The sequence below is a fragment of the Methanobrevibacter sp. genome, from assembly GCF_045644645.1.
Classification (GTDB): domain Archaea; phylum Methanobacteriota; class Methanobacteria; order Methanobacteriales; family Methanobacteriaceae; genus Methanocatella.
The window spans coordinates 1-26,780 of record NZ_JAZRHE010000101.1 but is presented as its reverse complement, the minus strand read 5'-3'; the positions used below and the strand labels follow the sequence as shown (position 1 = coordinate 26,780).

Genomic DNA, 26,780 nt, shown 5'->3' with positions numbered 1-26,780 from the left:
CTGAACAGTCTGAAAAAAATAAAATTGATTTATGAACACCTTCTCAAATATAATTTTTCATCAGCAAAATATTTTTTTTCAACAAAACTCTCAAAAACTAAAAGTATATTAATACCATTAAACTAAAATTATAATATTATCATATCACTGATGATAATTTATTATTTTCACATTCTATGTTACTAGTATTTATGGGCTTTTTTAATACTAGGTAGCTGATAACATAGATTAATTACATACCCAGTGCAGAACTGATTAAGAGGTTATTTAAATGCAAAGATCAAGAGGATTGAAAAGTAGATCAAGAAAGAAAATGACTAAAGTACAAAGGCCAGGAAGAACAAACCCAATTACTAACAGACTCCAAAAGTTCGAAGAAGGAGACTTAGTTCACATTACCATTAACCCAAGTATCCAAAAAGGACAGCCAGCTCCTAGATTCCATGGTAAAACTGGTAAAATCACTGGTCAAAAAGGAAAAGCTTACATCGTGTCTTTAAAAGATGGAAACAAAGCAAAACAATTAATCGTTAGACCAGACCACTTAAAATTACAAAACTGATTTTTATGATCGGAAAAAAAATAATCGAAACAGAAGCAATTTCAAGTGCAAGAGTAAAAGAAATACTCGAAGATTTTTCCCAAGACAATGAATTAAACTATGAACAGAATCTTACTTTAAACCACCTTGCAAGATTTAAAAAATTCTCTGCCGAGGATACTGAAGAGATCATGGAAAAACTTCAAGAGGAACACCCTAACTTAAGAACTAGGGCAATCGTGCACATTGTAGATTTAGTTCCTCAAGATTTAGCAGATTTAAGATTAATTTTTGCTAAAGAACCTTATCAACCAGATAAAGAAGAAATGGAACAAATTTTAGAAATTTTAGAACAATACGATATTATCGAATAGTTCTAAAAACTATTCTCTTTTTTTTATTATTTCAAATATTTATTAAAAATATTGGCTTTTTTTAGATATATTTATTACATTTAAAAATGAAATTTAATAATAAGTTTATCTTTAGTCATTTTAGACACAAGAAAAAAAACAATAGTGAAGTGATAACATGGATAATAAAAACAAAAAAGAAAAAGCACCAGCAGTGAAAAAAGAAGAATATGCTGTTGTTCTTGACTATTTAAGTCGTGGATATGTTAAATCTGACATGTCTAAATTTGGTGGAAAAGCTATTGCTCAAGCTATTGGTACAGAACAATTCACTTTACTAGAATTAGCTCCTAAAAATGGAGTGGATTTAGAAATTCAAGATACTGTATACATTGGAAAAGGAAAAAGAGATAAAATATACAGAGTTCTTGGTAAATTAGATTATGAAAACTTAACAGCAACTAGTAGAATTGAATTAGAATATGCTATTCGTGATATAGTTGAAGAAAATGAAGATAAATATGTTGAATTCTTTAATACTGCTGAAGCATTAAGTACAAGACTTCATAAATTAGAGTTAATTCCTGGAATCGGTAAAAAATACATGTGGGAAATTATTGAAGCAAGGGAAGAAAAGCCATTTGAAAGCTTTGAGGATATTTCACAAAGACTCCCAACACTTACAGATCCTGCAGGAATGATTGTAAAAAGAGTGCAACAGGAATTAGATACTTCAACCCCAAAAAGAGGTAAGAATAAATACAACATTTTTACACAAGCCCCACGAGCTCAAAGGAAACCAAGATAAAAGTGATAAATTGACTAGTGACTCTTCCCAATCCTTATCTAAAATAACTAAAAGTATTTTAAATCAGCACGGGATAACCTTAAATAAAAATCTTGGTCAAAATAATTTAATTGATAAAAATAAAAGAGATCAAATTATTAACTTCGGAAACCTTAATAAAAACGATACTGTTTTAGAGATAGGAACTGGGATAGGTACACTGACCCTTGAACTTGCACGAAAAGCTAAAAAAGTAATAGCTATTGAACAAGATGAAAATATTTATAAAATATTAACCGAACGACTTAAAGATGAAAAAATCGATAATGTAGAACTTATTAATGATGATGCATTAAGTGTTGATTTTCCAAAATTCAATAAAATCATTTCAAATCTGCCTTATCAAATCTCATCACCCATCACTTTTAAATTTTTAGAATATGATTTTGATTTGGCCATCCTAATGTATCAAAAGGAATTTGCTGAACGTATGAACGGCGAAGTCGGAAGTAAAAATTATTCCAGACTCTCAGCAATGCTGTACTTCAAATGTAATGTGGAAACATTAACCGACGTTAGTTCTGAAAGCTTTATTCCAAAACCGAAAATTGACTCCACTGTTGTAAAACTAACACCAAAAGAAAACAAAATTAGCGATATTGATTTTGAAGCCTATTCTAATTTTACAAAGGCACTTTTCCAGCACAGAAACAAAAAAATTAAAAATGCTTTAATTGACTCAAGGCATATAATCGGCAGCATTGATAAAAAAACACTTAAACAAAGACTTAATAGTATTGAATCTGATGAAATCAACGAATACATATCCAAAAGGGTTGTTGCATTAACCCCTGAAGAGATATTAAGACTATCAAAAGAATTGAATCCTATTTTTAATGAGTAGATAATATGGCAGAATTTATTTTGAATACTGATGATAATGTTTATGTCCCTGCTGAAGATAGCTATTTGCTTGCAGATAACCTTTTAATAAAAGAAGGCCAAAGTGTTTTGGAAATTGGGACCGGATCTGGAATTGTAGCAATGTATGCTTCAAAGCTTACTGATAAAATTACAGTGACTGACATTAATTTCGATGCGTGCCAACTGGCTGAAAAAAATTTCAAGGCCAACGGCATTGAAAATATTGAAGTTTTATTTGGAAATCTATTTGAACCCGTGAAAAATAGAAAGTTTGATGTAATTTTATTTAATACTCCATATCTACCGACTGAAGATAGCGAAGTTTTAGAAGACACTATAAATTATGCTTTTGACGGTGGATTAAATGGTAGGAAAGTTATTGATGCTTTCTTAAATGAAGTGAGAAATCATTTAAATGATGGTGGAATTGTCCAACTGATTCAGTCTTCACTTTCCGGCAATGAAGAAACATTGGATATTCTGGACAAATTAGGATTTATTGCAGAAATAGCTGAAAGTGAACATTACTTTTTTGAAGACATAACATTAATTAATGCGTATAAAATATAACCCGGTGATAATATGGAAGAATGGCAAAAATTAGTAATTATAGGCGTAATTCTTATAATATTGGCAGCACTATTTGCCATATTAAAAGGAATGAATATTTGGATTGTAGTGATAATCATACTTGCAGTGCTTGACATTGCAGTAGGATTATACAGAAAAAAAATTATGTAGGGAGAATTATAATTCCCCATCAAAAACAAGCACAGCAGGACCTTCCATGAAGGCTCCTAGCATATCTTCTTTTTCATAAACATTGAATTTTAAGTCACCGCCAGGCAAGTGAAGTAAAACATCACTGTCAAACAGGCCTAGCTTGAAACCGGAAATGGCAGTTGAAGTGGCTCCGGTCCCGCATGCAAGTGTTACTCCAGCACCCCTTTCCCAAGTAATCATTTTACCTTCATTTTTAGAAATGACTTCTACAAAGTGTACATTGATTTTTTCAGGAAATGCCTCATGCGCTTCAATAGCCGGACCATATTTGTTAATATCCACCTCATCAACATTATCAACAAAGATAATTGCATGAGGGTTTCCAACACTGATGGCTGTTAAGTTAAAGGTAGTATCTAAAACCTCCAACTCACCATCCAAGAACTCTTCGCTATCAGCATCCATTGGAATTTCCGGAGTTTTGAATGTTGACAATCCCATGTCTACCTTAAACAACACCGGTTCGTCATTCTCCAAGGTAATTTCAATGGTTTTAATACCTGCTCTGGTTTCAACTGTCATTTTTTCTTGTTTCAAAATGCCTTTTCTGTATACAAAGTCTCCAAAGCATCTTATACCATTTCCACACATTTCAGCTTCGCTTCCATCAGGATTGAACATTCTGTATCCAATATCAGCAACTTCGGATGGTTCAACGAATAACACTCCATCTCCACCGACACCAAAATTTCTGTGGCATAATATTCTACATGCTTCTGGTTTGTCCTCTTCCGGAATAACTTCCCCTTTACTTTCATCAATTATTGGAAAGTCATTGCCTATCCCATGCATTTTTGAAAATTTTAATCCTTTTAAATCAAGCATAATAATCAACTATTTTAAATGATCTGGAATTGTTTGTTTTGCATATAAGTCTTCAAATGTTTCTCTTTCACGTACTAAAGAGCATTTACCATCAGTAACTAATATTTCAGATGTTAATGGTCTTGAATTATAATTAGAAGACATTGTAAATCCATATGCTCCTGCATTCAGGATGCCTAAAACATCCCCCTCTTCAACATCAGGCATTGGCCTGTCACGTGCGAATAGGTCTCCGGATTCACATACATTACCTGCAATGTCCACTTCCTGAGTGTTAGGAGCATCCATTCTGCTTGCATCGACAATATGGTGGTATGAATCATACATTGCTGGTCTTAAGAGTGTGTGGAATCCGGCATCAACGCCTATGAATTTTCTGTAACTTTGTTTGATGCTGTTTACAGTCACCAATAAAACACTAGCATCCCCAACTATGTATCTGCCCGGTTCCAAATACATTGTAGGATTGCCCATATCAAATTCATCCAATTTTTCTTTAAATAATCCGACATTAACTTCAGCAAATTTGTCTAAATCCACAATATTTTCTTCAGGAGTGTATGGAATTCCCACCCCTCCACCGAAATCAACAAATTCAAAGTCGATTCCAGATTCCTGGTGAACTTTTCCTGCAATATCCATTGTAGATTCAATAGCTAATTTGAAAGGTTCCGGATCCAGGATACCTGAACCGATGTGAGAATGCATACCAACAGGATTGAATCCTAATTCTTTAGCTAATGTATAAACTTCTACAGCTTCATTATCCATTATACCAAATTTACTCATTACCCCACCGGTAATACAGTGGTCGTGGTGTCCTGCACCAACCATTGGGTTTACCCTAAATGAAATTTTGAGTCCTTCCGGATCAACGACTTTTGATAATCTTTCTAAGGCGGATACTGAGTCAATGTTTAATACGGCACCTTCATCATGAACATATTTTAATTCATCATTGGTAATGTTATTTCCTGTGAACAATATCCTATCGCCTGAAAAGCCAACCATTTTTGATATGTGGACTTCACCAGGTGAAACCGCATCAATACAGCACCCTTCACTTTCTAAAATTTTCATAACAGCAATATTTGTGTTAGCTTTACATGCGTAAAATACTTTAAAATCAGAGTAATATTTTGAAAAAGCAGAGTAAAATCTATTATAGTTATCTCTTATCCTATTTTCATCAATTACATAGGTTGGAGTTCCGAATTCTTCTGCAATATCAATTGCATCTGCTCCACCGATGTCTAAGTGGTTTTTATCATTTACTTTAATATTCAAATCCATAATTAAAACTCCTAAAAAAGTTACATTATATATTTACGTATATAATTTAATCTATTTATAATTACTGAAGGAAGAGATTTTTCCGTTGAAATTAATTACCATTAAATCTAAAGTATTATTAGGTGATAAAATGGACCTGCCATATGGTCTCACAGTAAGAGGCATTATAAAAAATGACAATGATGAAATTCTAATTGTTAAAAGACATCCCAAATCAAGAACCGACCCGGAAATGTGGGAATTGCCTGGAGGGAAAGTGGAAAGTGGTGAATTTTTCGCTGATGCCCTTGTACGTGAAATTAAAGAGGAAACAAATTTGGATGTGAAAGTGGGAAGCTTTTGTGAAGCCATTCAAAATGATTATGCCCACAAAAGAACCGTGCAGATCATGATGTATCTAGAAGACATCGAAGGCGAAGTGAAAATCAGTGATGAACACACCGACTGGATGTGGGCCAGTTTAGATAAGATAAAGACATTAAAGATATCCACTTCACTTGAAAAAGTGTTAAAAAAAAGAAATTGGGAAATCTGAATTAATGGTGTATCCTCCTTTGTGAGATTAATGCTCATTTCTATGGATAGGGAAGAGTATCCCTTTGACCAACAATAAAAAATTCAACAATATAAGGATGACTTCTGCACCATAAACCGGATTGCCTGTGTTTGATTTTAGAGAAATAACATGTTCAGTTTTATCGGATGTTAGGGATTCTTTGCCTGATTCTATAGAAATACCTTCCCGATTAGATTTATCGGGTGTTATGGAATCATTTGGATTGATTGGCTCATATACTATTTTTATCTCTGCGTACTGTGTAACCCCATAATGCTCATCGTCTCCAAAAAATGTCATTTTTATATCATACAGTCCTTCTGCATTTGCATTTAATGTGACTGTGGCCAAACCATTTTCATCCGTCTTTACGGTTTGGCTCTTACCGTTGAATAAGACTGCCACTTCTTTATTAGCTAAAGGATTGCCATTTTCATCTTTAAGGGAAAATTGGTATTCAAAGCCATCGCCTGCATCTTTTAAATCAACAATTCTATTTGGGGCGATGATTTTGGAATCATGTTTCAAAACATCGAATGTGATTGTTTGGATAGGATTGTTATAGTAATCTCCCCCATCATAGCAGACATCAGTGGTGTACAATCCGGGATTCAAATCCTTGATGTTGATTGCAGCATATCCATTTTTGACTTTAGCAACATAGGTTTTATTGTTAATCACCATAGATGTAATGCCTTCATTTAATGAATTTCCCTTCCAGGTTACCATTGCTTCAATATATTCATCATTGATGCATACTACCCTTAAATTAGCTATTTTATATGGGCCGATTTTTTTTGGAGTGACATCGACAAGGGCGACTGTGCCAACAGTTGCATTTAGGGAAATCTGGTTAGTTCCATCATCTGCACCATTATCCTTAAAGGCAGCATTTTTAACAGTCAGATTTCCATTGGTAAATATTGCCCCGCCTTCTGCCGCATAATTATCTATGAACTCTACATTATTAACGCAACCAGTACCATTGAAAAAGATTGCTCCGCCATATGTCGCACTATTATCTACGAAGGAGGTGTTTTCAATTTTACCAGTTTTAACATAAATTCCACCACCATAAATAGCATTATTGCCGACAAAGTCACCATTAAAGACAACATTTTCAAATGTTTCGAAGAAATTAACTCCTGCACCATGTTTGGCTGAATTATTAATGAAATTACTGTTAAATGTTATATTGTATGGTGTTTTACGATAATTAACTCCCCCACCATATTTATCTGCGGTATTATTAATGAAATCACAGGAAAATATGCTATTGCTTGAGGTATCCTTGAATGTTATTGCTCCACCATTTCCATTTATTTCATCAACCTTTCCCAAAGCAGCGTTACCCATAAAATAACCGCTAAAGTCATTATTGTTTGTTTTATCATAGAAAAATAATGCCCCACCACAGGATTCGGCTACATTAAATCTAAAATCACTGTTGAATCTATTGTTGTTTGCTTTATTGAAAAAAAACATTCCTGCCCCGTAATATCCATAATTGTATCTGAAAATACTTTCAAAGACATTTCCCTCATTAAGATTGCGGAAAAATATTCCTCCCCCACTAGCCTTGCTTGCATTATTTCCATAAAATTCGGATATGAAAGTGTTGTTGATTGCATCACCCATCAAATAAATGGCTCCGCCCGCTCTTTCAGCAGAGTTGTTCTCAAAATAGCTGTTTATCGTGTTATTGCCGAAATATGTGCCCGCAAAATAAATAGCTCCGCCATTAAATGCGCTATTGTTGATGAATGTTGAAGTGAATTCGTTGTTTAAAGAATTATTTTCAATAAAAACAGCTCCTCCACTCCCAGATGCATGATTATTTATGAATTGACAGTCAATTAAGTTTAAACCGTATTTTGAGTATATTACACCACCATCAGCGGATGAATATCCATTAATAAACTTGATGTTTTTTAATGTAACATTTTTTCCGGTGATATTGAATATTCTTGCCTGATGGTTGGCATTTATGGTGTGCTCTTTACCATCAACGACGAAATTATCATCATCGATATTAATTCCATCAGCATAATTCGAATCTGTTGTCGAATCAAATGTGTAATCATCATCTAATTCCAGGAAATTATCTGTGGACTCAGCAATATTCTCATCCAATGCCATGAAATTAGTGCCATTAATGTCATGAGCCGCATCTGTCTCGGCGGCACTGACGCAACTGATTGAAAGAAGCAAAAATATTGTAAAAATTAAAGTACATTTGATAACAGGAATAATTCTCATGATTATAAATTTAGTTTATAGAATATTTAATATTAATGTATTTTCATAAAAAAAATGAACAATCAAAAAGTGACTCTCTTGACAAGATATAATATTCATGGAAAAATATTACAACCTAGGGCACTTGTATATTAAAAAATTGGGAGATTTAATCGACTCTCATTCGGGTAGTGGCGATTAACCTATCCCTTTTACAGTTGGGACATGTTGAATTATGATCCAAATAATATATCTCCTCACCACAATTAGGACATATCTCAAAATCACGGCGGATAAATATTGTTAGATCATTTGTATGTTCCTTAAGAATATCCTTGAGTTCCGAATCGGTTAAATTCGCATTGTTTTCTGTTATGACAAATTTGTTAATTTGCTTTTTGCATTTCGAACAGAAATATCCATGATAAGTGCCGGCAAATTTATGATTTTCACCGCCGGAAAAGTCATAGATACCCTCGCCTATGTGAAACTCCCCGTCCGTGTCAAGTGCAAATGAATAATCCGCTCTTGAAGCCAACGCATTGCCGCAGGTCAAGCATCTTTGAAATGCGTCATCAAACTGAACTATTTTTGGATTGTCACTATACCGTTCAATCAAATGAATTGCATGCGCATCAGTGATTGCAAGGGATTTTTTAAATATGATGAACTTGTCAACGAATTTTTTACAATCATAACAGTAATAGTTAGTAAAGAATCCTTTAACAGGCGCATCATGACTTTCGGCAGATGTGGACTTCACCAACGGTTTGACAATGACCTGGCCGGTTTCATCTATCCAGAATATTTTGTCTATTGAAGTGTAAGAATATCCGCAATTTTCACAAACGTATTCCACCTGCCTTGCCATGAAAACCCCCCTGGAGAAACTTATAGGATTTCATTCAAAGCCTTAACGAACTCATCGATGTCCGCCTTAGTAATTATTAACGGCGGGACAAATCTTAGAACCTTATCAGCAGTGCAGTTAATTAAAAATCCTGCTTTCCTGAGTTTGTCAACATATTCCGCACCGGGGCCGGTTAGCTCCAATCCAACCATCAATCCCTTACCTCTTACATCAGCGATAACATCCTTATCCAACTTTTTAAGTTCTGAGATGAAATACTCTCCAACCTCATTAACATTATCCAGGATATCTTCCTCATCAAAAGTGTCCAAAACGGCATTGGCTGCAGCACATACGAGAGGCCCTCCTCCGAAAGTGGTTCCATGGTCTCCCGGTGAAAATGCTCCGGCCACTTTTTCCGTTGCAAGGATTCCGCCCATAGGGACTCCTCCACCAATACCCTTGGCCATTGTCATTATGTCCGGCTTTACATCAAAGAGCTCATGAGCAAATAAGCTTCCGCATCTTCCAAATCCTGTTTGTACCTCATCCACGATAAACACGATATTTTTTTCATGGCAGATTTCTTCAATCTGCTTTAAGTAATCTGCATCGGGAACATTCACCCCACCTTCACCCTGAATAGGCTCGACAATAATGGCTGCAGTATTATCTGTTATTGCATCCTTTATAGCTTCAATGTCATTGTATGGAACGTTGATGAACCCTTTTGGCATTACGGCTTTAAACGGTTCATGATATTCTTCATGGCCTGTTGCAGCCAGTGTCATTATTGTTCTTCCATGGAATGAATCGACAGTGGATATCACTTCGCTTTTTCCTGTGTATTTGACGGCCAGTTTGATGGCTCCCTCGTTTGCTTCAGCACCGCTGTTTGCATAAAAAATTCTATCGAAACTGGTTTTGTCAATTAACTTTTTGGCATAAACCAATGCTGGTTCGTTATAGTAAATACTTGAAACATGAATGAGCTTTTCTGCTTGGTCCTGAATTGCTTTTACAAGCTTAGGGTGATTGTGGCCCAATGCATTTACAGCAATTCCTGCAAACATATCCAGATACTCATTTCCATCAATATCAGTTACTTTAACACCTTCACCATGGTCTAAAATAACAGGTTGTCTTGTGAATGTGTTAATGAAATAATCATCTTCAATTTTAATTAATTCTTGAGTATTCATAAAATTCCTCCTTTAATCAAAGATATTTTTGGATTTTATTAATAATAAATACTTGCACCACGGAATTAAAATATAGTTAAATTACAAAAGACAATCATAATTAACTTTACTTGAGTATTTTTGTACAATAATGTTAAATATTCATAAAATTAATATACTAATATCTTCTTTAAATAGAGAGGTGAAAAAATGAAAGTCGCGATAATTGAAACTGATAAGGGAAATATTGAACTCGAACTATTCCCAAATGAAGCACCTGGAACTGTGGCTAACTTTGAAAAATTGGCTAATGAAGGTTTCTACGATGGACTGACCTTCCACAGGGTAATTCCTAACTTTGTAATACAAGGGGGATGCCCTATCGGAAATGGTACCGGCGGACCGGGTTACACCATCAAATGTGAAACTGAAGGAAACCCACATAAACACGGTACTGGTGCATTGTCCATGGCACATGCAGGTAAGGATACCGGTGGAAGCCAATTCTTTATCACACACTGCCCACAACCACATTTAGACGGTGTTCACACCGTATTCGGTCAAGTCATTAAAGGTCAGGATGTTGTTGATGCCATTCAACAGGGCGACAAAATGAATAAGGTGACCGTTGAAGAAAGATAGTTTTTATCTTTCAATTTCTTTTTTTAATTTTAAATTGCTTTAATTATGTAAAATTGTAGTTAAAAACAAGTAAAAATTTAAATAAGCCCCATTATATACTAATTATTAGATTAAAAAGTGTGATGGAGGTTTATTAATGAAACAATTTTTAGCTCAAAAACTAGAAACACAGATTCCAGAAAGGGAAAATTACGGTGGATTGTCTCATATGTCAACACCAGATGAAAAACTCATAGGATTTCTAAAAAAGAATTTTAAATTCCCATCCAATAACCTAACAGAGATTAGTGATTTCATAATCAGGGATTATGAATTAGAAAAAATAATCTATGATTTACCAAAAATCATCACTAACGAACTAGACTATAACCAAATATCATTAGATTTCATGAAAGAAACCGATCCAAATGAAAAGATTCTTGAAATAATAATTTATTCACAATTGAAAGATGAAATAATGCTTAAAAAGGAAGATTTGATTAGTGATGGAATTATTGACAACTATCCCAAACCTATGAATGAGTATATTATCTTGGTGGAATCTTATGACAGATGAAAAAAATTTGATTGGTTTGAATATTATAAACTCGCAAATTCATATTGCAACGAAAAAAATGATGCGAAACTAAGAACTGGAATTGGAAGATTTTATTATTCCTCATTTTTAGAGTCAAGAGATTATATTTTAAAAAACAACATATTTCTTGATAAAATAAGTAAAAATATAATGCAATCTACTTCCGGTAGAGTCCATAAAGAAACTAGACTTACCTTCAGCAATCATCCTTTGTTAAATCTATCAAACAATGGTGCAAAAATAGCCCAAAGATTAAATATCTTAAGAAAATATAGGAATATGGTTGATTATGATTCAAAAAATCCAAAAAATTTAAAATATGCATATACTAGATGCCAATTAAAATCAAAAAGAATATTCGAATTATTACAAGAATTAAATTAATTTTTAGCGCCTGACTTAATGCCCACAAATGAAGCAAATACTGATGCTATACATAACACCACACAAATGATACAAGTTATCTGACAGCTACTTATCAATAAAGGATAATACTGCTCGACAATAGGAACATCCCCCATTACAAATGCAAACACCAATGTCAATATCCCCAAACTCATTGCCTGACCGACCGTGCGCATTGTTGCAACAGATGCTGATGCTACCGAAGTGTCCTTTGGAGGAACAGAACTCATTATGACATTTGTATTTGGAGGTGAGAATAATCCAAAGCCGACACCATAAATTATCATGGCAATCACTAAAAATTCGATGGATGTTGCCTCGTTTAAAAACGAGAACAAGACCAGTGAAACTGTTCCGAGCCCCATTCCGATAGCGGCCAATATCTGCGGAACATATCTGTCGGATAGCCGGCCCGCGATCGGAGCTAGAACTACCTGACATAATGGCGCTACAAGCAAAATTATGCCTGCAGTTTGTGAGTCAAAGCCCTTAATGTACTGGAGGTGATAATTTAGAATTGTTGTAACTGCAAAAGTGGCCAGATATGCACATAATGAAGCAAAGTTAGATGATAAAAATTTACGATTCTTGAAAAACCTAATATCAAATACCGGATGGGCCTGCCTCAATTCTATTAAACCGAATATTATTAATATTATTATACCCAAAACAGTCAGTATTATGCCTGATAACTCATTAAGTATGGTAAATCCATATATGAACAATATCATTCCAATCCCATAAGCAACAGAACCCTTTACATCAAGAGGAACATTTCCGAAAGTGATCCATTCTTCATCAACTTTAGTTAAAAGTAACATCAGTATAACGAGTAAAAATGGAACTCCAAATAATATTACGGATCTCCATCCCAATTGATAATTTAAAACCCCACCAAGAACTGGCGCTAGGGATAATGCAATATAAACTCCAGTAATGGTAATTCCTAATGCTTTTCCTCGCTCTTCCGGCTCAAATACCGTTACCACCATTGCCATGGATGTGACATTGAAAAATGATAGGGAAATTCCCAATATTAAACGGCAGACTAAAAATTGTTCGGAAGAGGTTACCAGCACATTTGCAATGGAAATTAGAATAAATAATATGACACTAATGATTGTGACCTTTTTAAGACCATATTTTCCGGAAATTTGGCCTGCCGGAACCGACAATACTGCAACAACCAATAAAAAGATAATTATAGCCCAGTTTTGAACAATATTGCTCATGTGAAATTCTGCAGCAATTGTTGGAATGATAACCATGACTGAATTAACTGCAAAAACGGCGAAAAACGACAATACTGTACAAATTAAAAGGATTAAATTTTTCTTTTCCATCAAAATAATTTATAAAAATTATAATTAATAATCATTTGGTATTATAATTTGTTATTTCAATTTCCCCATTAAACCAGACTTGCGCGCATAATGAAACATATACAACTGTACATAACCGGCATATTCACCAAATTCTTCCATTCCAAAGTCGCGTACCTTATCCACGCTAATGTCCTTTCCATCGAAGTATAAATAAGACACTATCCTCTTTATCCATACATCAGATGGAAAAGCCTCCTTGAAGTTGAATCCGTAAAGCAATATGCAATCCGCCACTTTTGGCCCGACACCCGGAACTTCCAATATTGTTTCAAATGCCTCATCATAGCCCATTGAAAATATTTCCGAAAGGTCCATCCCATCCATAAACAGCTCACTTGCCCTTCTCATGTATGGTGCTCTATATCCCACGCCACAAGTTTTTAGATTATTGTTGCAGTCGCAAATATCTTGAATGTTTGATGAATTAAATTCATCCTCTTCATCCAAGTATATTTTTGCTAGGTCGCAGCTTTGAGGAAATGTATAGTAATTGTCATGCCGAATTCCCCAATTTTTTTTGATCTGGGAAATTGATTTGGTCCACCTCTTAATGGAATTATTTGCAGAACAGATTGATGAAATCACACACTCGAACGGATCAGGTGCCAAAAATAATCTCATGCCATCACAAAACTTAGACATATCCTTAAGTTCTTCATGATTGTCCAAATACTTATAAAACTTATCCAAATTAAAATCCAAATCAAAAATATAATTCAGCATAGAAATGGCATTCTTGTCATCCAAATTAAAGTCCAGATAATTTCCAGATTGTTTGACTTTAAAAATAAAAGGTTCATTGTCTATCAAAACAACATTTGAAAAAGTGCCTTCGTTTTCTATCCATGGAGGTTGTGAAGTCTGGCCGGAATTAATTGTTAAATCTAAGTTAATCGGAGATTTTATTATCATAATCGAACAGCCACATCATTTTCTTTTAAGTATTCTTTAACTGTGCCAATAGAAAACTGGTTAAAATGGAATATGCTTGCTGCAAGGGCTGCTGAAACATCAGTTTTTTCAAATACTTCCAGAATATGTTTCGGTTCACCCACTCCCCCACTGGCAATGACCGGAATATCAACAGCATCATTGATGGTTTTGTTTAACTCAATATCATACCCGTTTTGAGTTCCATCCCCATCCATACTGGTCAAAAGAATCTCGCCGGCACCCAAATCCTGACACTTGACAGCCCATTGGATTGCATCGATGCCTGTAAACTCACGCCCACCATAAATGCTTGTATCAAACCAGCAGTATCCTTTATCTGTTTCTATGACCACCTTATCTTTTGCATCATCCTGATGGTCAACATATCTTCTTTTTGCATCGATTCCGATTACAACGGCTTGCGAACCCACGACTTTTGAAGCTTCAGTTAATAATTGGGGATTTTTAATTGCTGCTGTGTTTGTAGAACACTTGTCAGCACCTGCCTTAAGCATCTTAATATAATCGTCAACTTTTCTTATTCCCCCACCGACACAAATGGGCATGAAAACATTTTCCGTCAATCTGTCAATCACATCCGCCATGGTGGCTCTTCTTTCATGGGAAGCGGTGATGTCCAGCACCACAACCTCATCTGCCCCTTCTTCATAGTATCGTGTTGCCAAGTCAACAGGGTTTCCGGCATATTTGATTTCCTTAAATTCAACACCCTTAACAACCCTACCTTCCGGAACCTGCAAATCACAATCAAGACAAGGAATAATTCTTTTAGTTAACATAGTATCAAAACAAATAAAAAAAGTAGTAGTATTGTTTTTAAAAAAAACAATAATATTAAGCAGAATATCTTAAAACAAAACAAAATATTGCTAAAATGACTGTAGCAACTAAAACATGCTCAGGAGAAAGTTTTGGGCCAACACTTTCTTCATCAAAATATCTTACTAATCCTGCACCTGTTTGAGGCATGGAAATTTTATTATCTTTTTTTGCCATAGTAATCTCCCTTTAAATTAATTTATAAAAATAACTAACTATAATTATTTTATTCATCATATATAAAGTTTAAATTTTCTCCTTTTTTATAACTTGAATATCACTGATTCTTGTGTCGGGGTACTGACCATCCTCATCTTTTTCAACAGCTTTTACCATATCCCATACAGTAAGCAATGCAACACTAACGCCAGTAATAGCTTCCATCTCAACACCTGTTTTTCCTAAAGTATTTACTGTACATGTAGCAATGATTTCCGTATCCCTAACTTCGAAATCCAGTTCTATTCCTGTTAAAGCCAACGGATGACAAAGCGGAATTATTGAAGAGGTGTTTTTAACGGCCTGAATTCCTGCGATTTGAGCAGTTGTTAAGACATTCCCCTTCTTGATTTCTTCATTTTGAATTAGTTTAATAGTGTTTTTATCCAAACATATTTTTCCACTTGCAACGGCTCTCCTTTTTTGATCCGGTTTTCCGCCGACTTCAACCATATGTACTCCACTATCAGTCAAATGTGTAAACTCATCTGCCATAATATCTACTTCTCACTTACTTCTATTACATCCAATTGCTCACAAACAGCTTTTATGCCTAAAATATCACTTATATTAGGCTGACTTCTCCCATCATCACCAGAAATTAATTCTTTAATATACAAACCGCCTTCGGTTTTGATACGCATATTGAATGATGTATCATCAATCACATCATATGATAAATCCAAGACATGCTTAATGCGAACTTTATCAGCACGCCTTCTTAAAACCCTTAAGGGAGTTTGCTGATGGATTTCATCCAATTTGGTGATTTCATCCAATTTATCTTTGTCAAATGCCCCATCACATTTAACCAAAGCATTATAAACTTTATAAGTATCCGGAGAGGATTGCTTAATCTCCGCTTTTCTTTTTCTCTCACAGACATGCAGATTATGATAAGAGGTTTTGCCTTCATTTATTCTATTGATTTCCTCTTCCAAAGCCGGCAAGTCTAATTTTCTAATTTTTGGTTCTTTAATCTCTAAAACAAATGGTCTTCCTGAACCCAACATCAACACATCAATATCTTCACGACCGGCGCCATGAAATTTAGCTTCCCTGCCCTTGGTTAACTTTAAGAAATGCTCAGAAATTAACTCTTCAACAGATTCGGGGTATTGTTTTCCGGTGTGATTGCACTCCTCACAACCCCTTCCCTTACATTTGCTGCATGGCCATTTGGTCTGAGGGATTCCGCGTTTCAGTTTATTGTACCTTCCTTCAATGTATAACGGATTAATTTGGATTCTGACTTTTGGTTCGCCAATTAAATCAATGTTAAAGACAATATCCTGGCTTTCAAATTCGGCTTCCTTATCATAGATTTCCCAAAGTTCAAGACCAATTAACCTGTTAACTTCCTTTTTTATGGTCTCAACAGTTAAACCGAATTTTTCTGATAGTTCCTCGTCTTTTTGTTGAATCGCCTTGCTGATTTTCGAACCTACCAAAAATGTGTCGAATTCCACTTCAAGCTCATTGATCTTATCATCGATTTTTTCATATAGTTCATCATCAAGCTTATCGAATAAATTATCGCAAACAACACATTCACTACCGGTCAAATCAATGCCCAATTCCTGAGCTACTTTGTCAGCTCGTTCAATGTTGTTTGTGCCTTCGATTGTTTTGGATAGTTTGCGGCCGAGACAATTTCTGCAGATTTTGCCATCGCATTCATCTAAAATTTGTTTAGCTAATTCATACATGTTATCTATTCATAAATTGTCCCATCATACGATTCATAGCTCCGCCGCCTAAACGGCTTCCGCGTTTTCCAATCCCCTTCATGGTCTTTTTGGTGTTGTTATAGTATTTTAAAAGCTCTTTTACTTCGCTTTCATCAACACCGGATCCTCTTGCAATTCTTTGAATACGTGATTGTTTGATGATTTTAGGATTTAACATCTCCTCTTCGGTCATGGAAGACATCATTATTTTATAAGAGTCTATCTTGTCTTCAGTCATTTTGGATGCTTCCTTTGAGATTTTATTTCCCATGCCGGGAATCATATTCAGGACTTGCTGCATTGGTCCCATCTTATTCATCATTTCAAACTGGTTTTTCATATCCATCAATGTGAATTTACCGGTCAACATGTTATTCATTGTCTTTTCTGCAATGTCCTCATCAATATTTTCCTCAGCCTTTTCAATAAGGGATTTTATATCTCCCATTCCAAGCAATCTTGAAATGAACCTTTCCGGGTCAAACAATTCAAAATCATCAATTCTCTCACCGGTACCTATGAATTTAATAGGGGCGCCTGTTTCGGCAACAGCTGACATTGCTCCTCCCCCTTTAGCAGAACCGTCTAATTTTGTAATGATAATTGAACCGATGTCTGTTGCTTGTGAAAATGCCCTTGCCTGTTCACCTGCCTGTTGACCGATAGTTCCATCAATGACAAGAATTGCTTCACTTGGATTAATGATGTTATCCAATTCATCCATTTCAGCAATTAAGTCTTCTTCCTGTTTGTGCCTACCGGCAGTATCGAAAATAATTACTTTTCTGTTTTTAAATTCCTGCAAACCTTTTTGGGCTAAGTCGAGTGCATCCTTATTGTCCGGATCACCATACAACGGAACATCCATTTCTTCTGTAAGTTGTCTTAACTGTTCATAAGCTGCAGGCCTCCATGTGTCTGTACAAACAACAGCGGGATTGAACCCTTTTTTCTGCAAATATCTGCACAGCTTGCCAATTGTAGTGGTTTTACCGCTACCCTGCAGACCCAGGAATAAAATTTTATATGGCCTTTCGTTAATATCCAAACCGGCTGCCTCACTGCCTAACAGATTAACCATTTCTTCATAAATGATTGTTATAACATGTTCCCTTGGAGTGATACCTTTTGGAGGTTCCTCTTCAAGAGCTCTTGTTTCAATTTTTTTTGATAACTCCAAAACTAATTTAATATTAACGTCAGATTGAATTAAAGCACGTTGTATGTCTTTTACAACTTCTTTTATTGTCTTTTTATCAATAACAGACATTCCTACTAATTTTTTCATTGTATTAGTAAGATTCTCTCCTAAACTTCCGAGCATTGCCATTGTAATCACTTCGATTAATAAGTATGTAAGAAAAATTATTTAATTATTATATTATATAATTATATTTAATAAAAGTTTAATAATTTTTGTGTGAGACCATGTTAGAAGAAGTAAAAAAATCATTAGAAGCATCCCCCATAGTAAAAAAAGGAGATTACAATTACTTCGTAAATCCCATCAGTGACGGTGTTCCTGCAATGGACCCGAAAATGCTACGTGAACTATCATTAGCAGTTCACAAGCATGCTGACTTAGATGTCGATAAAATTGTGGCTGTTGAAGCTATGGGAATACATCTGGCTACTGCCCTGTCCCTTGCAACCGATATTCCATTTGTAGTAATCCGTAAAAGGCAATATGGACTTGAAGGAGAACAGGAAGTTTATCAAAAAACCGGCTACGGATCATCCAACCTTTATGTTAATGACCTGCATGAGGGTGAAAAGATATTGCTAATAGATGATGTTGTAAGTACTGGCGGAACTTTTATAGCTTTGATCAAGACCCTGCAGGATTTAGGTTTGGAAATCAAATCTGCAGTTGCAGTCATTGAAAAAGGTGAAGGAAAAGAAATCGTTGAAAAGGAAACCGGCATTGAAATATTATCCATTGTAAAGCTGGATGTTATTGACGGAAAAGTGGTAATTGAAAAGACTATCGAAGATTAAAATGTCAATGTACAATATGGATTTGGATAAGGTAATCCGTAAAATCAATTCCAAAGATGTGGAAACGGTGGGGCTTCAATTTCCGGAAGGCCTGAAAATGCAGGCGGTAAAAATCGCCCGCAAGATTGAAAAGGAAACGGAAGCCACCGTGATAATTTCAGGCGATCCTTGTTTTGGAGCCTGTGATGTGAGCGATTATAAGATGAAAGGTTCTGTTGATTTGATCGTTCATTACGGGCACACTCCCCTTCCGTTAAAATATGAGATTCCCACAATCTTTATTGAAGCCTTCGCAAAGATAGATATTAAAAAAAGTCTAAATAAATGCTTAGAAGACTTGAAAGGATATTCAAGAATAGGCTTAGTAACTACAACGCAACACCTGCATCTTTTAAATGAAATAAAAGATTATTTAGAGGACAATGGAAAAGAAGTGATACTTGGCTCATCAAAATCCACCAGAAAGGGACAAGTGCTGGGATGTAATTTTTCATCAATTAAAGATTTAGATGTTGAAATATTCCTTTTTATCGGCAGCGGAAATTTTCATCCCTTAGGAATCAATCTATTTTCAAACACACCTGTTCTGGCCTTAGACCCGTATAATAATGAACTCCGAAGAATGGACGAATATGCCGATAGAATCTTAAGGATTAGATTTGCAAGAATAACTAAAGCGAAAAGCGCCGTGAAATGGGGGATACTGGTATCTTCCAAAGAAGGGCAATACAGAATGAAGCTTGCAAAAGAAATTAAAAGAACTCTTGAAGAAAAAGGAATGGAAGCATATATAATATTGGTTGATAATGTTAATCCCGATGTATTACTACCATATTTGGAATTAGAAGCATTTGTTGTGAGTGCATGCCCTAGAATAGCTATTGACGATTCACAAATGTATAAAAAACCATTATTAACTCCACAAGAATTAGAAATTGTTTTAAACAAAAGAGAATGGGAAAACTATCAATTAGACGAAATACTATTCCATGAAAGATACAAATAATTTAAATAGTAATATAAATAAAATTATTATATTAAATAAAAATTTTTATTAAATCTTTATTTTGGTGATTTTAATATGAATATAGAAGATAAAAAAATTGTAATGCCTGGAGATAAATTAGGAATTATAGAGCAATATCTTCCAGGAGAAGGTACTTATGATGATAATGGCGATATTAAATCATCAGTACTCGGTAATGTTAAAATTAATCAAAAAAATAAGGTCATATCTGTTGAATCAGATGCAAAACCAGCTCTTTTAAAAATTGGAGATATTGTCTACGGACAAATAACTGATATAAAACCTCAAAGGGCAAATGTAAAAATAGAATGTATAAAAGACAATGCAAGACCTTTAGCATTACCATATATGGGCGCTATCCACATATCACAAGCAAAAAAAGATTACTTAGAAAAATTATCCGATGCATTTAGAATAGGAGACATTGTTCAAGCAAAAGTGGTTAAAATTACTGGAGACAATGTTGATTTAGGTACTGTAGATGATGATTGTGGAGTCCTAAAAGCTATGTGTACACGTTGCAGAGATTACATGCACACAACCCAAAAAGAAAATGAACTTCAATGTAATACCTGTAACAAGAAAGAAAGAAGAAAAGTTTCTAAAAACTATGTTAACGATTAAATAAGGTTGATACAATGGATGAAAATTTTAAAATTATTGAAGAAAAAACATTAGAATTAACATTTCAAGTAGAAGATGAAAGTCACGGTGTTTTCAATGCACTTAGACACATTCTAATGCAAAATCCTGATGTTGAATATGCTGTTTATAATATTGATCACCCTCTTACCGGAAAACCGGAAATGACCATTAAAACAAAAAGAGGAAAAAGACCAAGAATTGCCTTAAAACAAGCAGCTGAAGAACTTCAAAAAGAAAGTTCTGATTTTAAAAAACTTATTGATGAAGCTTTATAGCTTCCTTATTATTTTTATAGTGATTTAATGGCGGAACATAAAACCCCTTCACTAACTACTGATATCTTTATTTTTGATGAAAATCTTAATTTTATTTTAATTAAAAGAAAAAACAATCCATATAAAGATTATTGGGCTTTACCTGGAGGATTTGTTGAATATGGTGAAACTGTTGAGACTGCAGCCATAAGAGAAGCAAAAGAAGAAACTAGTATTGATGTTGAATTAAAAGACTTGGTTAATGTATACTCCGAACCAAATAGGGATCCACGAGGACACACTATTACAATAGCTTATACTGCCAAAGGCGATATCAATAAGGGGAAGGCTGACAGTGATGCAAAAGAAATTGGCATATTTTCATTGGAAAAATTAAATGAAATCAATATTGCTTTTGACCATGAGAAAATAATAAAAGATTGTTTAAATAAAGCTAAAAGTAGTTTTTAAGGATATATTTAAATAATTTAAAAAAAATATTACTTGAATATAAGAGTTTAATATTATTATTAAGGAGGAGTTAAATGGAATTTTGTCCCAAATGTGGAGCAATGATGCTTCCCAAAGAGGGTGTATTAAAATGCAATTCATGTGGGCATGAAAAAAATCTATCAGATAAAAACGAATATGAAGTATCTGAAGATATTAAAGAGAGTGATAATGTCAAAATGCTCGGTGAAGATGTTGAAATTCGCTCAACTATAAAAGAAACTTGTCCTGAATGTGGGCATGATGAAGCTTATTATGAATTAAAACAAACTCGTAGTGCTGATGAAGCGCCTACACGTATTTTTACATGTGCAAAATGTAAACATACTTGGAGAGCATATCACTGAGGTCTTTTTATGAAGGATTCTAAAGAAAAAGAGCACAGAATTTCTAATCTCAAAGATATGATTAATAACATCAAAGAAGAAGAAACTAATCTAGAAATTGAAGACATAGAAGAGGATAGCGAATTAATTAATTATCTCAACGAAAGCGATGTATCTTATGATGAATTAGAAATTGATGATGAGTTTATCTACCATCCTAGGGATGAAGATGATTCAGCTATTAATTTAGAAGAAGATATTGATGAAAATTTTATAATTAAAACCCCAAAAGAATCTGAAAAAGTAGAAGAAAGTGAAGAATTAGATTCTGAAGATTTAGGTGATGAAATCAATACTGAAATCGGTGAAAACTTCGATAACCTTTTACATGCCCGAATTGGCAGAACACCAATAATGGGGGTAGTCAGCACCATTTTAGGATTAATATTCATTGTTATTGCAGCAATTACCTTCCAATCACGTAGTGATAAAATTGTAGATAATGTTACTTCCGGTGAAACCACTTTCATAGTTGTAATTTTATTAATCATTGGCCTATTATTGTTTATTTACGGATTATATAAAGTTATAGGATTTAAAAATCCGTTGTCAAACATTAGTAATAGTATTGATTCTATTGAAAGTGATGATGAAAAAACCACTGAAAAAATAGAACAATCCCATGAAAATGTTATCCCAAAAAGTAACATTCCATTAGACAAAGAATCCTACAAAATAGGAGAATTTGATTTCGATGAATTAAAAAACAACCTTAAAAAACCAACTGCTTCTAAACCCAAAACCTCACCAAATGAAGAAAATATCAGCGATTTGCCTCCAGCTCATGAAAAACCTATAGAAAAAAAATCATTAACCGCTGAAGAAATCGAAGAAATAGAATACAAACAGGCAATACTTGATAACGAATCTATTGATGATATTTTCGCTGAAGTTGAAGAAATCGAAGACATACCTATAATCTCCATTGATTCACAAGAAAATAAAAATGAATGACTTTTTTATTTTTTTATTTTGGGCCTGTGGTCTAGTCAGGAATGACGCAGGACTTCGGATCCTGAGGTCGGGGGTTCAAATCCCTCCAGGTCCGTTTATTTTTTAATTCTAACAACCGCTTCTTTGAAAAAGTCAGGTATTAAAGACCTGTACATTGGGCTTTTAAACAGCATGTTTATATCGCTGTCAATAATGTAAGTGTAGCATGAGTCATCTTCAGCCCTCATTCCCCGGCCATAAGCTTGCATAAGGGTCATTACTGTTTTATAAGCATACCACTTTTTATCACGTTTCATTCTCATATTTACCTGCTTGTCTCCCAAATACGGGAAGGGAATTTTATAAATTATCTGGAATCTGCATTTGTCATATGGCAAATCAACACCCTCACTCATGGATGGCGATACCAGAACTAAAGGATTTTCATCTTTTTCAAAGAAATTCAAAATTTGTTCTCTGTTTTGTGAAGTATGGGAAATCAATCTAGAATTATTTAAATTTCTTGTAATGTATTGTTGGCATTTATAACTATGAGTGTGAATCAAACCCTTGTCGCCTTCATGTTTTTTCAAAATTTCCTGCAGGATAGGGATTGTTTTAGGAGCGGTATTTTTAATTCTATTTGCTGACATTTTTCCGGCCAAATCAAGAATTATCGGTCTTTTTTCTTTTGAAAATGGGCTGTCAACTTTAATATGATAAACTTCAGCAGGGTTCAGGCCTAACCATTTTGAAAACATTTTATGGGAAAGGATTGTAGCACTCATGAATATTACAACATCCCCATATTTCAATAAATTATCCTTGGCATAATGATGAATTCTTAATGGCTTAAAAGTAACGCCAGATTCATCCGTATCTATAACCCAGTTTCTAGGTTCCTTTTCAAGATTTTCTCTAAGAGTTTTCAATCTATAAATTGTTGATCTAATTCTGTCGGCTTTATTCTTAGTTACTTCTTTTAAATTAATGTCTTCATAACTTTCACAGATAGCCTCAATTTCCATTTTCCAGTCTTCAAGTTCTCCATCCTTTAGAGTTTGTGGAGATATGACCTTGCTAATGTCATTTTCTAGGGTCCTATTATATAACGTGACTTCCATTGTTGACATTAATTTATTCTCAATATTGTGAGCCTCATCCAAAATCAATAATGAGCGAGTACCGAAATGCTTCACATAATTTAACTCTACAATAGCATAATCATAATTCATTAAAGTGATTGGAGAGTTTATCGCATTCGCTTTTTGATTCCAATAGTGACAGTGATTTGCTGACTGGTAAAAAACAGTCCCCCCAAATGAATCTTCAAAAGCGAGTTCCGCATCCAATGTCGGATTTTTCGCAACCCCATAAAGGCATGAAAAATTACTATTGGTGGGTGTTGTTTTGCAAGTGCCCATATCACAGGTGGTTTCCAAATTATCATTCAAACAGGCAAAGTTGCCTCTTCCTTTAACTAATGGAAAATCAAACTCATCAGAGTACTGGGATTGCAATTGCTTTGTCATTGTTAAAATATATGCTGATTCATACATTTTAGCCAGAGTGGTTGCAATAGCTGATTTGCCAGTGCCCGTACCTGCCTCCAATACAATATATTTAAATCCTTTCCTTATAGCATCATTAATATCCTGAATAATATCTAACTGGCCTAATCTAGGTTCTTCAAAAGGAAAATTTTCAATTATATCCTCATCTATATGGGGGTATAATTCCTTCAGATATGCTGATGTTCCTTCATCCAATTTATGATTGTCAACCGAATAAACCTCCGGTATTTCATCATCTAAAATTGATGAAGTGATTTTTTTAGAAAAACTAAATAAATTAGTTGGGCCTTCAGATTTCTTTTTAGAGCTTTTTTTACAAGTACAATTACTTTTAAGCATACCACAATTTGGACAAAAAATAGAATTAGACATTAAGATTATATTAGTTGATATACTATAAATAAATTATAGGAAGAGCATTTGAAAAATAAAAATCAAATCAAATAACTCTAAACAAAAGTGATTATATGGCAGAAAAAGGAAAATTGATTGGAATTGGTGTTGGACCTGGAGATACTGAATTACTTACTTTAAAAGCGGCTAGAATTTTAGAAACCGTTCCAGTGATATTCTCACCAAAATCATCAAAAGAAAAAGAAAGTATTGCATTGTCTATTGTTAGACCAATTCTTGAAAAAAGAAGCGATTATAAAAGATTAATGATTGTGGCACCAATATTTCCAATGATTGAAGATAAGGACGAACTTGAAAAAGTTTGGACCAGTGCATCTGAGATGATTGCCCAATATTTAGATAGTGGAAGAGATGTTGCATTCATCACTCTTGGAGACAGTTCCATATTTAGTACATATTCCTATGTGCAAAAAAAATTAATTGATAAATACGAAATTGAAACAATTCCCGGCATCACTTCATTTACCGCATGCGCAGCAGCTAAAAATGAGGCACTTGTGGAACAAAATGAAATCCTAACAATTGTTCCTAAAATAGATGACAGATTAAATGAAGTGTTGGATACAAGTGATTCCATTGTATTAATGAAGGCTTCCAGAAACACTTCCGAATTAGAAGCGACAATTGAAGAGAAAAATAGGCCTAAAGAGATTTATTCTGTTCAAAACTGTACTAGGGAAAATGAAAAAATAATTGAAGGATTTTCAAACGAAAAACCTTATTTGACCACTACAGTCATAAAATTTAAAGATGACTAATAATTTTTGATTGGTAGAGGCTCTACCTCAAAAACACATTTTTCATCACCCATAGTGTAACATTGGGTTTCAATTACACTGACTGGCAACTTGAAGTATTCTGTAAATAATGCTTCAAAAATTCCAGTATCCAGATAGCAGGCAGGTTTGCCGGTTTTTGGAAGCAGTTCACATTCAAAGCAATCAAAAGTTGTAATTCTAATACTCTGACCTAATTCAAATGTGATTCTGCCCAAACCTTTAGTTTCCCAAAATTTGGTGATATTTTCTATAAAAATATCCAAATCATCATCATAAAGCTTATTAAATATTGATTTACCTATACTGTTTCCGGTTGACTGCAAAATAGGGTCAATGTTTATCCCTTCCTGAATAAGCATTGATTTTAAAGTGTGAAACAATAATGTTGAAAATTCTGCATCCTCATCTACGAGATTTTCAATCAAGTAATCGGCTTGAGTCTCTTTGATTTCCTTTGGTTCGGTGATATTGACAGAACCCAGATATTTAGAGTTTAAATAAAAAATTTTTTTTCTATTATCAATAGGATGAACTCTATAGGATATAATTCCGCTTTCCCTTAAACTTTTTAAATGAACTGAAACAGTGGATTTAGATTTGCCAGTATTGCTAACAATCTCATCAAATTCCATTTCACTATCTCTAAGCATCTCCAAAATAGTAAGCTTTACTGGACTTTTGATTACATTGACACCAATATTTTCATTAAAATTAGAAAAAATCTGAATTGGTTTTTGTTCCATCATAATATCCCCCTTTTATACCATTATATTTAAAATCATTAGTTAATAAAGATATCTAAAAGATACAAATTAGAACATTGTTTTAAAAAATTAGTAAAATATTGAACAATTAGAAAATAAAACCAAACAATACGAACAGTTCGTTTTAAACATATGAAATAGTTCTTATACTTATCAATTGAGACTGCTAAAACTCGAATGAAATATTTCGTTTACAAATTTAGAAAGATTTATATGTCACCAATTTCATATTAAAATATGGTGATAAAGTTTAGGTTTACCTAAAAATTTTAATTAAATTAGAGAAATATCTTTTTAATTTAATATGCATATAACTACTCTCTTGAAATTAAATATTATCACCATATTTAATTTCATGTAAAATTTAAAGTGATATGATGACAAATAAACAAAAATGCTGTCCAGTTGAAAAAAAAGATTCAAAAAAGAAAAAA

General features: G+C 34.0%; 32 protein-coding genes and 1 tRNA gene. 19 read left to right on the top strand and 14 right to left on the bottom strand.

Features of this window, described 5'->3' with window-relative positions:
- Nucleotides 1–271 precede the first annotated feature (271 nt).
- From ACKI4K_RS05810 to ACKI4K_RS05785, 6 genes are all read left to right on the top strand, one after another.
- On the top strand, nucleotides 272–562 hold the full coding sequence (locus tag ACKI4K_RS05810; protein ID WP_407423177.1) for a 50S ribosomal protein L21e: 291 nt from the start codon (nucleotides 272–274) through the stop codon (nucleotides 560–562).
- Between the two features lie 5 nt (nucleotides 563–567).
- The gene (locus tag ACKI4K_RS05805; RefSeq protein WP_407423175.1) at nucleotides 568–915 is read left to right on the top strand and encodes an RNA polymerase Rpb4 family protein; all 348 of its coding nucleotides are present in this window, start codon (nucleotides 568–570) and stop codon (nucleotides 913–915) included.
- 157 nt (nucleotides 916–1,072) lie between these two features.
- Entirely contained in the window at nucleotides 1,073–1,702 is a 630-nt protein-coding gene (locus ACKI4K_RS05800) for a DUF655 domain-containing protein (RefSeq protein WP_407423173.1), read from the top strand.
- A 10-nt stretch (nucleotides 1,703–1,712) separates the two neighbouring features.
- Nucleotides 1,713–2,585: a 16S rRNA (adenine(1518)-N(6)/adenine(1519)-N(6))-dimethyltransferase RsmA gene (gene rsmA, locus ACKI4K_RS05795; protein ID WP_407423171.1), complete on the top strand. Its 873-nt coding sequence runs from the start codon at nucleotides 1,713–1,715 to the stop codon at nucleotides 2,583–2,585.
- Between the two features lie 5 nt (nucleotides 2,586–2,590).
- A complete protein-coding gene (locus tag ACKI4K_RS05790) occupies nucleotides 2,591–3,175 on the top strand; it encodes a HemK2/MTQ2 family protein methyltransferase (RefSeq protein ID WP_407423169.1) in 585 nt (194 codons plus the stop codon).
- A 12-nt stretch (nucleotides 3,176–3,187) separates the two neighbouring features.
- A complete protein-coding gene (locus tag ACKI4K_RS05785; RefSeq protein WP_407423167.1) occupies nucleotides 3,188–3,346 on the top strand; it encodes a hypothetical protein in 159 nt (52 codons plus the stop codon).
- 6 nt (nucleotides 3,347–3,352) lie between these two features.
- Here ACKI4K_RS05785 and dapF read toward each other — a convergent pair whose 3' ends face one another.
- Entirely contained in the window at nucleotides 3,353–4,213 is an 861-nt protein-coding gene (gene dapF / locus ACKI4K_RS05780) for a diaminopimelate epimerase (RefSeq protein ID WP_407423165.1), read from the bottom strand.
- Nucleotides 4,214–4,222: 9 nt separating this feature from the next.
- On the bottom strand, nucleotides 4,223–5,506 hold the full coding sequence (gene lysA, locus ACKI4K_RS05775; RefSeq protein WP_407423163.1) for a diaminopimelate decarboxylase: 1,284 nt from the start codon (nucleotides 5,504–5,506) through the stop codon (nucleotides 4,223–4,225).
- A 130-nt stretch (nucleotides 5,507–5,636) separates the two neighbouring features.
- On the opposite strand from lysA, the gene ACKI4K_RS05770 reads away from it, so the two are divergent.
- Nucleotides 5,637–6,041 carry an NUDIX domain-containing protein gene (locus tag ACKI4K_RS05770; protein ID WP_407423161.1) on the top strand — a complete coding sequence of 135 codons (405 nt, stop codon included), beginning with the start codon at nucleotides 5,637–5,639 and terminating at the stop codon, nucleotides 6,039–6,041.
- Nucleotides 6,042–6,068: 27 nt separating this feature from the next.
- Here the strand turns inward: ACKI4K_RS05770 and ACKI4K_RS05765 are convergent, their stop codons facing one another.
- The 3 genes from ACKI4K_RS05765 to ACKI4K_RS05755 all read right to left on the bottom strand — a co-directional run bounded on the left by ACKI4K_RS05765 (nucleotide 6,069) and on the right by ACKI4K_RS05755 (nucleotide 10,352).
- On the bottom strand, nucleotides 6,069–8,321 hold the full coding sequence (locus ACKI4K_RS05765) for a hypothetical protein (RefSeq protein WP_407423159.1): 2,253 nt from the start codon (nucleotides 8,319–8,321) through the stop codon (nucleotides 6,069–6,071).
- A gap of 148 nt (nucleotides 8,322–8,469) precedes the next feature.
- Nucleotides 8,470–9,171: a hypothetical protein gene (locus ACKI4K_RS05760; protein ID WP_407423157.1), complete on the bottom strand. Its 702-nt coding sequence runs from the start codon at nucleotides 9,169–9,171 to the stop codon at nucleotides 8,470–8,472.
- Between the two features lie 20 nt (nucleotides 9,172–9,191).
- Entirely contained in the window at nucleotides 9,192–10,352 is a 1,161-nt protein-coding gene (locus ACKI4K_RS05755; protein WP_407423155.1) for an acetylornithine transaminase, read from the bottom strand.
- Between the two features lie 189 nt (nucleotides 10,353–10,541).
- On the opposite strand from ACKI4K_RS05755, the gene ACKI4K_RS05750 reads away from it, so the two are divergent.
- The 3 genes from ACKI4K_RS05750 to ACKI4K_RS05740 all read left to right on the top strand — a co-directional run bounded on the left by ACKI4K_RS05750 (nucleotide 10,542) and on the right by ACKI4K_RS05740 (nucleotide 11,934).
- Complete coding sequence (locus ACKI4K_RS05750) at nucleotides 10,542–10,973, top strand: peptidylprolyl isomerase (RefSeq protein ID WP_405268387.1); 432 nt, start codon at nucleotides 10,542–10,544, stop codon at nucleotides 10,971–10,973.
- Between the two features lie 136 nt (nucleotides 10,974–11,109).
- On the top strand, nucleotides 11,110–11,529 hold the full coding sequence (locus ACKI4K_RS05745) for a hypothetical protein (RefSeq protein ID WP_407423153.1): 420 nt from the start codon (nucleotides 11,110–11,112) through the stop codon (nucleotides 11,527–11,529).
- A gap of 171 nt (nucleotides 11,530–11,700) precedes the next feature.
- Complete coding sequence (locus ACKI4K_RS05740) at nucleotides 11,701–11,934, top strand: hypothetical protein (protein ID WP_407423151.1); 234 nt, start codon at nucleotides 11,701–11,703, stop codon at nucleotides 11,932–11,934.
- On the opposite strand, the gene ACKI4K_RS05735 is transcribed toward ACKI4K_RS05740, so the two are convergent.
- The 7 genes from ACKI4K_RS05735 to ACKI4K_RS05705 all read right to left on the bottom strand — a co-directional run bounded on the left by ACKI4K_RS05735 (nucleotide 11,931) and on the right by ACKI4K_RS05705 (nucleotide 18,392).
- Nucleotides 11,931–13,298 (bottom strand): MFS transporter, encoded by a 1,368-nt coding sequence (locus ACKI4K_RS05735; RefSeq protein WP_407423149.1) that lies wholly within the window; start codon nucleotides 13,296–13,298, stop codon nucleotides 11,931–11,933. The two genes, ACKI4K_RS05740 and ACKI4K_RS05735, sit on opposite strands and share 4 nt — an antisense overlap.
- Nucleotides 13,299–13,349: 51 nt before the next feature.
- A complete protein-coding gene (locus tag ACKI4K_RS05730) occupies nucleotides 13,350–14,252 on the bottom strand; it encodes a DNA glycosylase (RefSeq protein WP_407423147.1) in 903 nt (300 codons plus the stop codon).
- The gene (gene hisF / locus ACKI4K_RS05725) at nucleotides 14,249–15,073 is read right to left on the bottom strand and encodes an imidazole glycerol phosphate synthase subunit HisF (RefSeq protein WP_407423145.1); all 825 of its coding nucleotides are present in this window, start codon (nucleotides 15,071–15,073) and stop codon (nucleotides 14,249–14,251) included. Before hisF ends, ACKI4K_RS05730 begins: the two co-directional genes overlap by 4 nt.
- Nucleotides 15,074–15,128: 55 nt before the next feature.
- Nucleotides 15,129–15,290, bottom strand: coding sequence for a preprotein translocase subunit Sec61beta (locus ACKI4K_RS05720; protein ID WP_407423144.1), 162 nt, complete (start codon nucleotides 15,288–15,290; stop codon nucleotides 15,129–15,131).
- Between the two features lie 69 nt (nucleotides 15,291–15,359).
- Nucleotides 15,360–15,827 (bottom strand): cyclic pyranopterin monophosphate synthase MoaC, encoded by a 468-nt coding sequence (moaC, locus tag ACKI4K_RS05715; protein WP_407423142.1) that lies wholly within the window; start codon nucleotides 15,825–15,827, stop codon nucleotides 15,360–15,362.
- A 5-nt stretch (nucleotides 15,828–15,832) separates the two neighbouring features.
- Nucleotides 15,833–17,050 (bottom strand): tRNA pseudouridine(54/55) synthase Pus10, encoded by a 1,218-nt coding sequence (locus ACKI4K_RS05710; RefSeq protein ID WP_407423181.1) that lies wholly within the window; start codon nucleotides 17,048–17,050, stop codon nucleotides 15,833–15,835.
- Nucleotides 17,043–18,392 (bottom strand): signal recognition particle protein Srp54, encoded by a 1,350-nt coding sequence (locus ACKI4K_RS05705; protein ID WP_407423140.1) that lies wholly within the window; start codon nucleotides 18,390–18,392, stop codon nucleotides 17,043–17,045. The genes ACKI4K_RS05710 and ACKI4K_RS05705 overlap by 8 nt, the downstream gene beginning before the upstream one ends.
- Nucleotides 18,393–18,490: 98 nt before the next feature.
- Here ACKI4K_RS05705 and hpt point away from each other — a divergent pair, with 98 nt between their 5' ends.
- The 8 genes from hpt to ACKI4K_RS05665 all read left to right on the top strand — a co-directional run bounded on the left by hpt (nucleotide 18,491) and on the right by ACKI4K_RS05665 (nucleotide 22,930).
- Complete coding sequence (gene hpt / locus ACKI4K_RS05700; protein WP_407423138.1) at nucleotides 18,491–19,060, top strand: hypoxanthine/guanine phosphoribosyltransferase; 570 nt, start codon at nucleotides 18,491–18,493, stop codon at nucleotides 19,058–19,060.
- 1 nt (nucleotide 19,061) lies between these two features.
- On the top strand, nucleotides 19,062–20,066 hold the full coding sequence (gene dph2 / locus ACKI4K_RS05695) for a diphthamide biosynthesis enzyme Dph2 (protein ID WP_407423179.1): 1,005 nt from the start codon (nucleotides 19,062–19,064) through the stop codon (nucleotides 20,064–20,066).
- A 75-nt stretch (nucleotides 20,067–20,141) separates the two neighbouring features.
- Entirely contained in the window at nucleotides 20,142–20,711 is a 570-nt protein-coding gene (locus tag ACKI4K_RS05690; RefSeq protein WP_407423136.1) for an exosome complex RNA-binding protein Csl4, read from the top strand.
- Between the two features lie 14 nt (nucleotides 20,712–20,725).
- Nucleotides 20,726–21,007, top strand: a complete 282-nt coding sequence (locus ACKI4K_RS05685) for a DNA-directed RNA polymerase subunit L (protein WP_407423134.1) — start codon at nucleotides 20,726–20,728, stop codon at nucleotides 21,005–21,007.
- A 27-nt stretch (nucleotides 21,008–21,034) separates the two neighbouring features.
- The gene (locus ACKI4K_RS05680) at nucleotides 21,035–21,457 is read left to right on the top strand and encodes an NUDIX domain-containing protein (protein ID WP_407423132.1); all 423 of its coding nucleotides are present in this window, start codon (nucleotides 21,035–21,037) and stop codon (nucleotides 21,455–21,457) included.
- A gap of 74 nt (nucleotides 21,458–21,531) precedes the next feature.
- Nucleotides 21,532–21,843, top strand: a complete 312-nt coding sequence (locus ACKI4K_RS05675; RefSeq protein ID WP_407423130.1) for a transcription factor S — start codon at nucleotides 21,532–21,534, stop codon at nucleotides 21,841–21,843.
- A 9-nt stretch (nucleotides 21,844–21,852) separates the two neighbouring features.
- The gene (locus ACKI4K_RS05670; protein WP_407423128.1) at nucleotides 21,853–22,836 is read left to right on the top strand and encodes a topoisomerase IV; all 984 of its coding nucleotides are present in this window, start codon (nucleotides 21,853–21,855) and stop codon (nucleotides 22,834–22,836) included.
- A 20-nt stretch (nucleotides 22,837–22,856) separates the two neighbouring features.
- A tRNA-Arg gene (locus ACKI4K_RS05665) sits at nucleotides 22,857–22,930 on the top strand.
- Between the two features lies 1 nt (nucleotide 22,931).
- Here the strand turns inward: ACKI4K_RS05665 and ACKI4K_RS05660 are convergent.
- Nucleotides 22,932–24,761, bottom strand: coding sequence for a helicase C-terminal domain-containing protein (locus tag ACKI4K_RS05660; protein ID WP_407423126.1), 1,830 nt, complete (start codon nucleotides 24,759–24,761; stop codon nucleotides 22,932–22,934).
- Between the two features lie 95 nt (nucleotides 24,762–24,856).
- Between ACKI4K_RS05660 and cobI the strand changes: the two genes are divergently transcribed.
- A complete protein-coding gene (cobI, locus tag ACKI4K_RS05655) occupies nucleotides 24,857–25,561 on the top strand; it encodes a precorrin-2 C(20)-methyltransferase (protein WP_407423124.1) in 705 nt (234 codons plus the stop codon).
- Here cobI and ACKI4K_RS05650 read toward each other — a convergent pair.
- Nucleotides 25,558–26,328 carry a V4R domain-containing protein gene (locus ACKI4K_RS05650; RefSeq protein ID WP_407423122.1) on the bottom strand — a complete coding sequence of 257 codons (771 nt, stop codon included), beginning with the start codon at nucleotides 26,326–26,328 and terminating at the stop codon, nucleotides 25,558–25,560. The two genes, cobI and ACKI4K_RS05650, sit on opposite strands and share 4 nt — an antisense overlap.
- Nucleotides 26,329–26,780: the final 452 nt, after the last annotated feature.

Excerpts from the sequence above, each read along its gene's own strand:
- ACKI4K_RS05730 (WP_407423147.1), bottom strand. The coding sequence starts at position 14,252 with ATGATAATAAAATCTCCGATTAACTTAGATTTAACAATTAATTCCGGC.
- dapF (WP_407423165.1), bottom strand. The coding sequence starts at position 4,213 with ATGCTTGATTTAAAAGGATTAAAATTTTCAAAAATGCATGGGATAGGC.
- ACKI4K_RS05660 (WP_407423126.1), bottom strand. The coding sequence starts at position 24,761 with ATGTCTAATTCTATTTTTTGTCCAAATTGTGGTATGCTTAAAAGTAAT.
- ACKI4K_RS05720 (WP_407423144.1), bottom strand. The coding sequence starts at position 15,290 with ATGGCAAAAAAAGATAATAAAATTTCCATGCCTCAAACAGGTGCAGGA.
- ACKI4K_RS05805 (WP_407423175.1), top strand. The coding sequence starts at position 568 with ATGATCGGAAAAAAAATAATCGAAACAGAAGCAATTTCAAGTGCAAGA.
- cobI (WP_407423124.1), top strand. The coding sequence starts at position 24,857 with ATGGCAGAAAAAGGAAAATTGATTGGAATTGGTGTTGGACCTGGAGAT.
- ACKI4K_RS05760 (WP_407423157.1), bottom strand. The coding sequence starts at position 9,171 with ATGGCAAGGCAGGTGGAATACGTTTGTGAAAATTGCGGATATTCTTAC.
- ACKI4K_RS05740 (WP_407423151.1), top strand. The coding sequence starts at position 11,701 with ATGCAATCTACTTCCGGTAGAGTCCATAAAGAAACTAGACTTACCTTC.
- ACKI4K_RS05765 (WP_407423159.1), bottom strand. The coding sequence starts at position 8,321 with ATGAGAATTATTCCTGTTATCAAATGTACTTTAATTTTTACAATATTT.
- hisF (WP_407423145.1), bottom strand. The coding sequence starts at position 15,073 with ATGTTAACTAAAAGAATTATTCCTTGTCTTGATTGTGATTTGCAGGTT.
- ACKI4K_RS05750 (WP_405268387.1), top strand. The coding sequence starts at position 10,542 with ATGAAAGTCGCGATAATTGAAACTGATAAGGGAAATATTGAACTCGAA.
- ACKI4K_RS05755 (WP_407423155.1), bottom strand. The coding sequence starts at position 10,352 with ATGAATACTCAAGAATTAATTAAAATTGAAGATGATTATTTCATTAAC.
- dph2 (WP_407423179.1), top strand. The coding sequence starts at position 19,062 with ATGTCAATGTACAATATGGATTTGGATAAGGTAATCCGTAAAATCAAT.
- ACKI4K_RS05800 (WP_407423173.1), top strand. The coding sequence starts at position 1,073 with ATGGATAATAAAAACAAAAAAGAAAAAGCACCAGCAGTGAAAAAAGAA.
- ACKI4K_RS05705 (WP_407423140.1), bottom strand. The coding sequence starts at position 18,392 with ATGGCAATGCTCGGAAGTTTAGGAGAGAATCTTACTAATACAATGAAA.
- ACKI4K_RS05810 (WP_407423177.1), top strand. The coding sequence starts at position 272 with ATGCAAAGATCAAGAGGATTGAAAAGTAGATCAAGAAAGAAAATGACT.
- ACKI4K_RS05745 (WP_407423153.1), top strand. The coding sequence starts at position 11,110 with ATGAAACAATTTTTAGCTCAAAAACTAGAAACACAGATTCCAGAAAGG.
- ACKI4K_RS05790 (WP_407423169.1), top strand. The coding sequence starts at position 2,591 with ATGGCAGAATTTATTTTGAATACTGATGATAATGTTTATGTCCCTGCT.
- moaC (WP_407423142.1), bottom strand. The coding sequence starts at position 15,827 with ATGGCAGATGAGTTTACACATTTGACTGATAGTGGAGTACATATGGTT.
- ACKI4K_RS05785 (WP_407423167.1), top strand. The coding sequence starts at position 3,188 with ATGGAAGAATGGCAAAAATTAGTAATTATAGGCGTAATTCTTATAATA.
- ACKI4K_RS05685 (WP_407423134.1), top strand. The coding sequence starts at position 20,726 with ATGGATGAAAATTTTAAAATTATTGAAGAAAAAACATTAGAATTAACA.
- ACKI4K_RS05680 (WP_407423132.1), top strand. The coding sequence starts at position 21,035 with ATGGCGGAACATAAAACCCCTTCACTAACTACTGATATCTTTATTTTT.
- lysA (WP_407423163.1), bottom strand. The coding sequence starts at position 5,506 with ATGGATTTGAATATTAAAGTAAATGATAAAAACCACTTAGACATCGGT.
- ACKI4K_RS05670 (WP_407423128.1), top strand. The coding sequence starts at position 21,853 with ATGAAGGATTCTAAAGAAAAAGAGCACAGAATTTCTAATCTCAAAGAT.
- ACKI4K_RS05770 (WP_407423161.1), top strand. The coding sequence starts at position 5,637 with ATGGACCTGCCATATGGTCTCACAGTAAGAGGCATTATAAAAAATGAC.
- ACKI4K_RS05650 (WP_407423122.1), bottom strand. The coding sequence starts at position 26,328 with ATGATGGAACAAAAACCAATTCAGATTTTTTCTAATTTTAATGAAAAT.
- ACKI4K_RS05675 (WP_407423130.1), top strand. The coding sequence starts at position 21,532 with ATGGAATTTTGTCCCAAATGTGGAGCAATGATGCTTCCCAAAGAGGGT.
- ACKI4K_RS05690 (WP_407423136.1), top strand. The coding sequence starts at position 20,142 with ATGAATATAGAAGATAAAAAAATTGTAATGCCTGGAGATAAATTAGGA.
- ACKI4K_RS05735 (WP_407423149.1), bottom strand. The coding sequence starts at position 13,298 with ATGGAAAAGAAAAATTTAATCCTTTTAATTTGTACAGTATTGTCGTTT.
- hpt (WP_407423138.1), top strand. The coding sequence starts at position 18,491 with ATGTTAGAAGAAGTAAAAAAATCATTAGAAGCATCCCCCATAGTAAAA.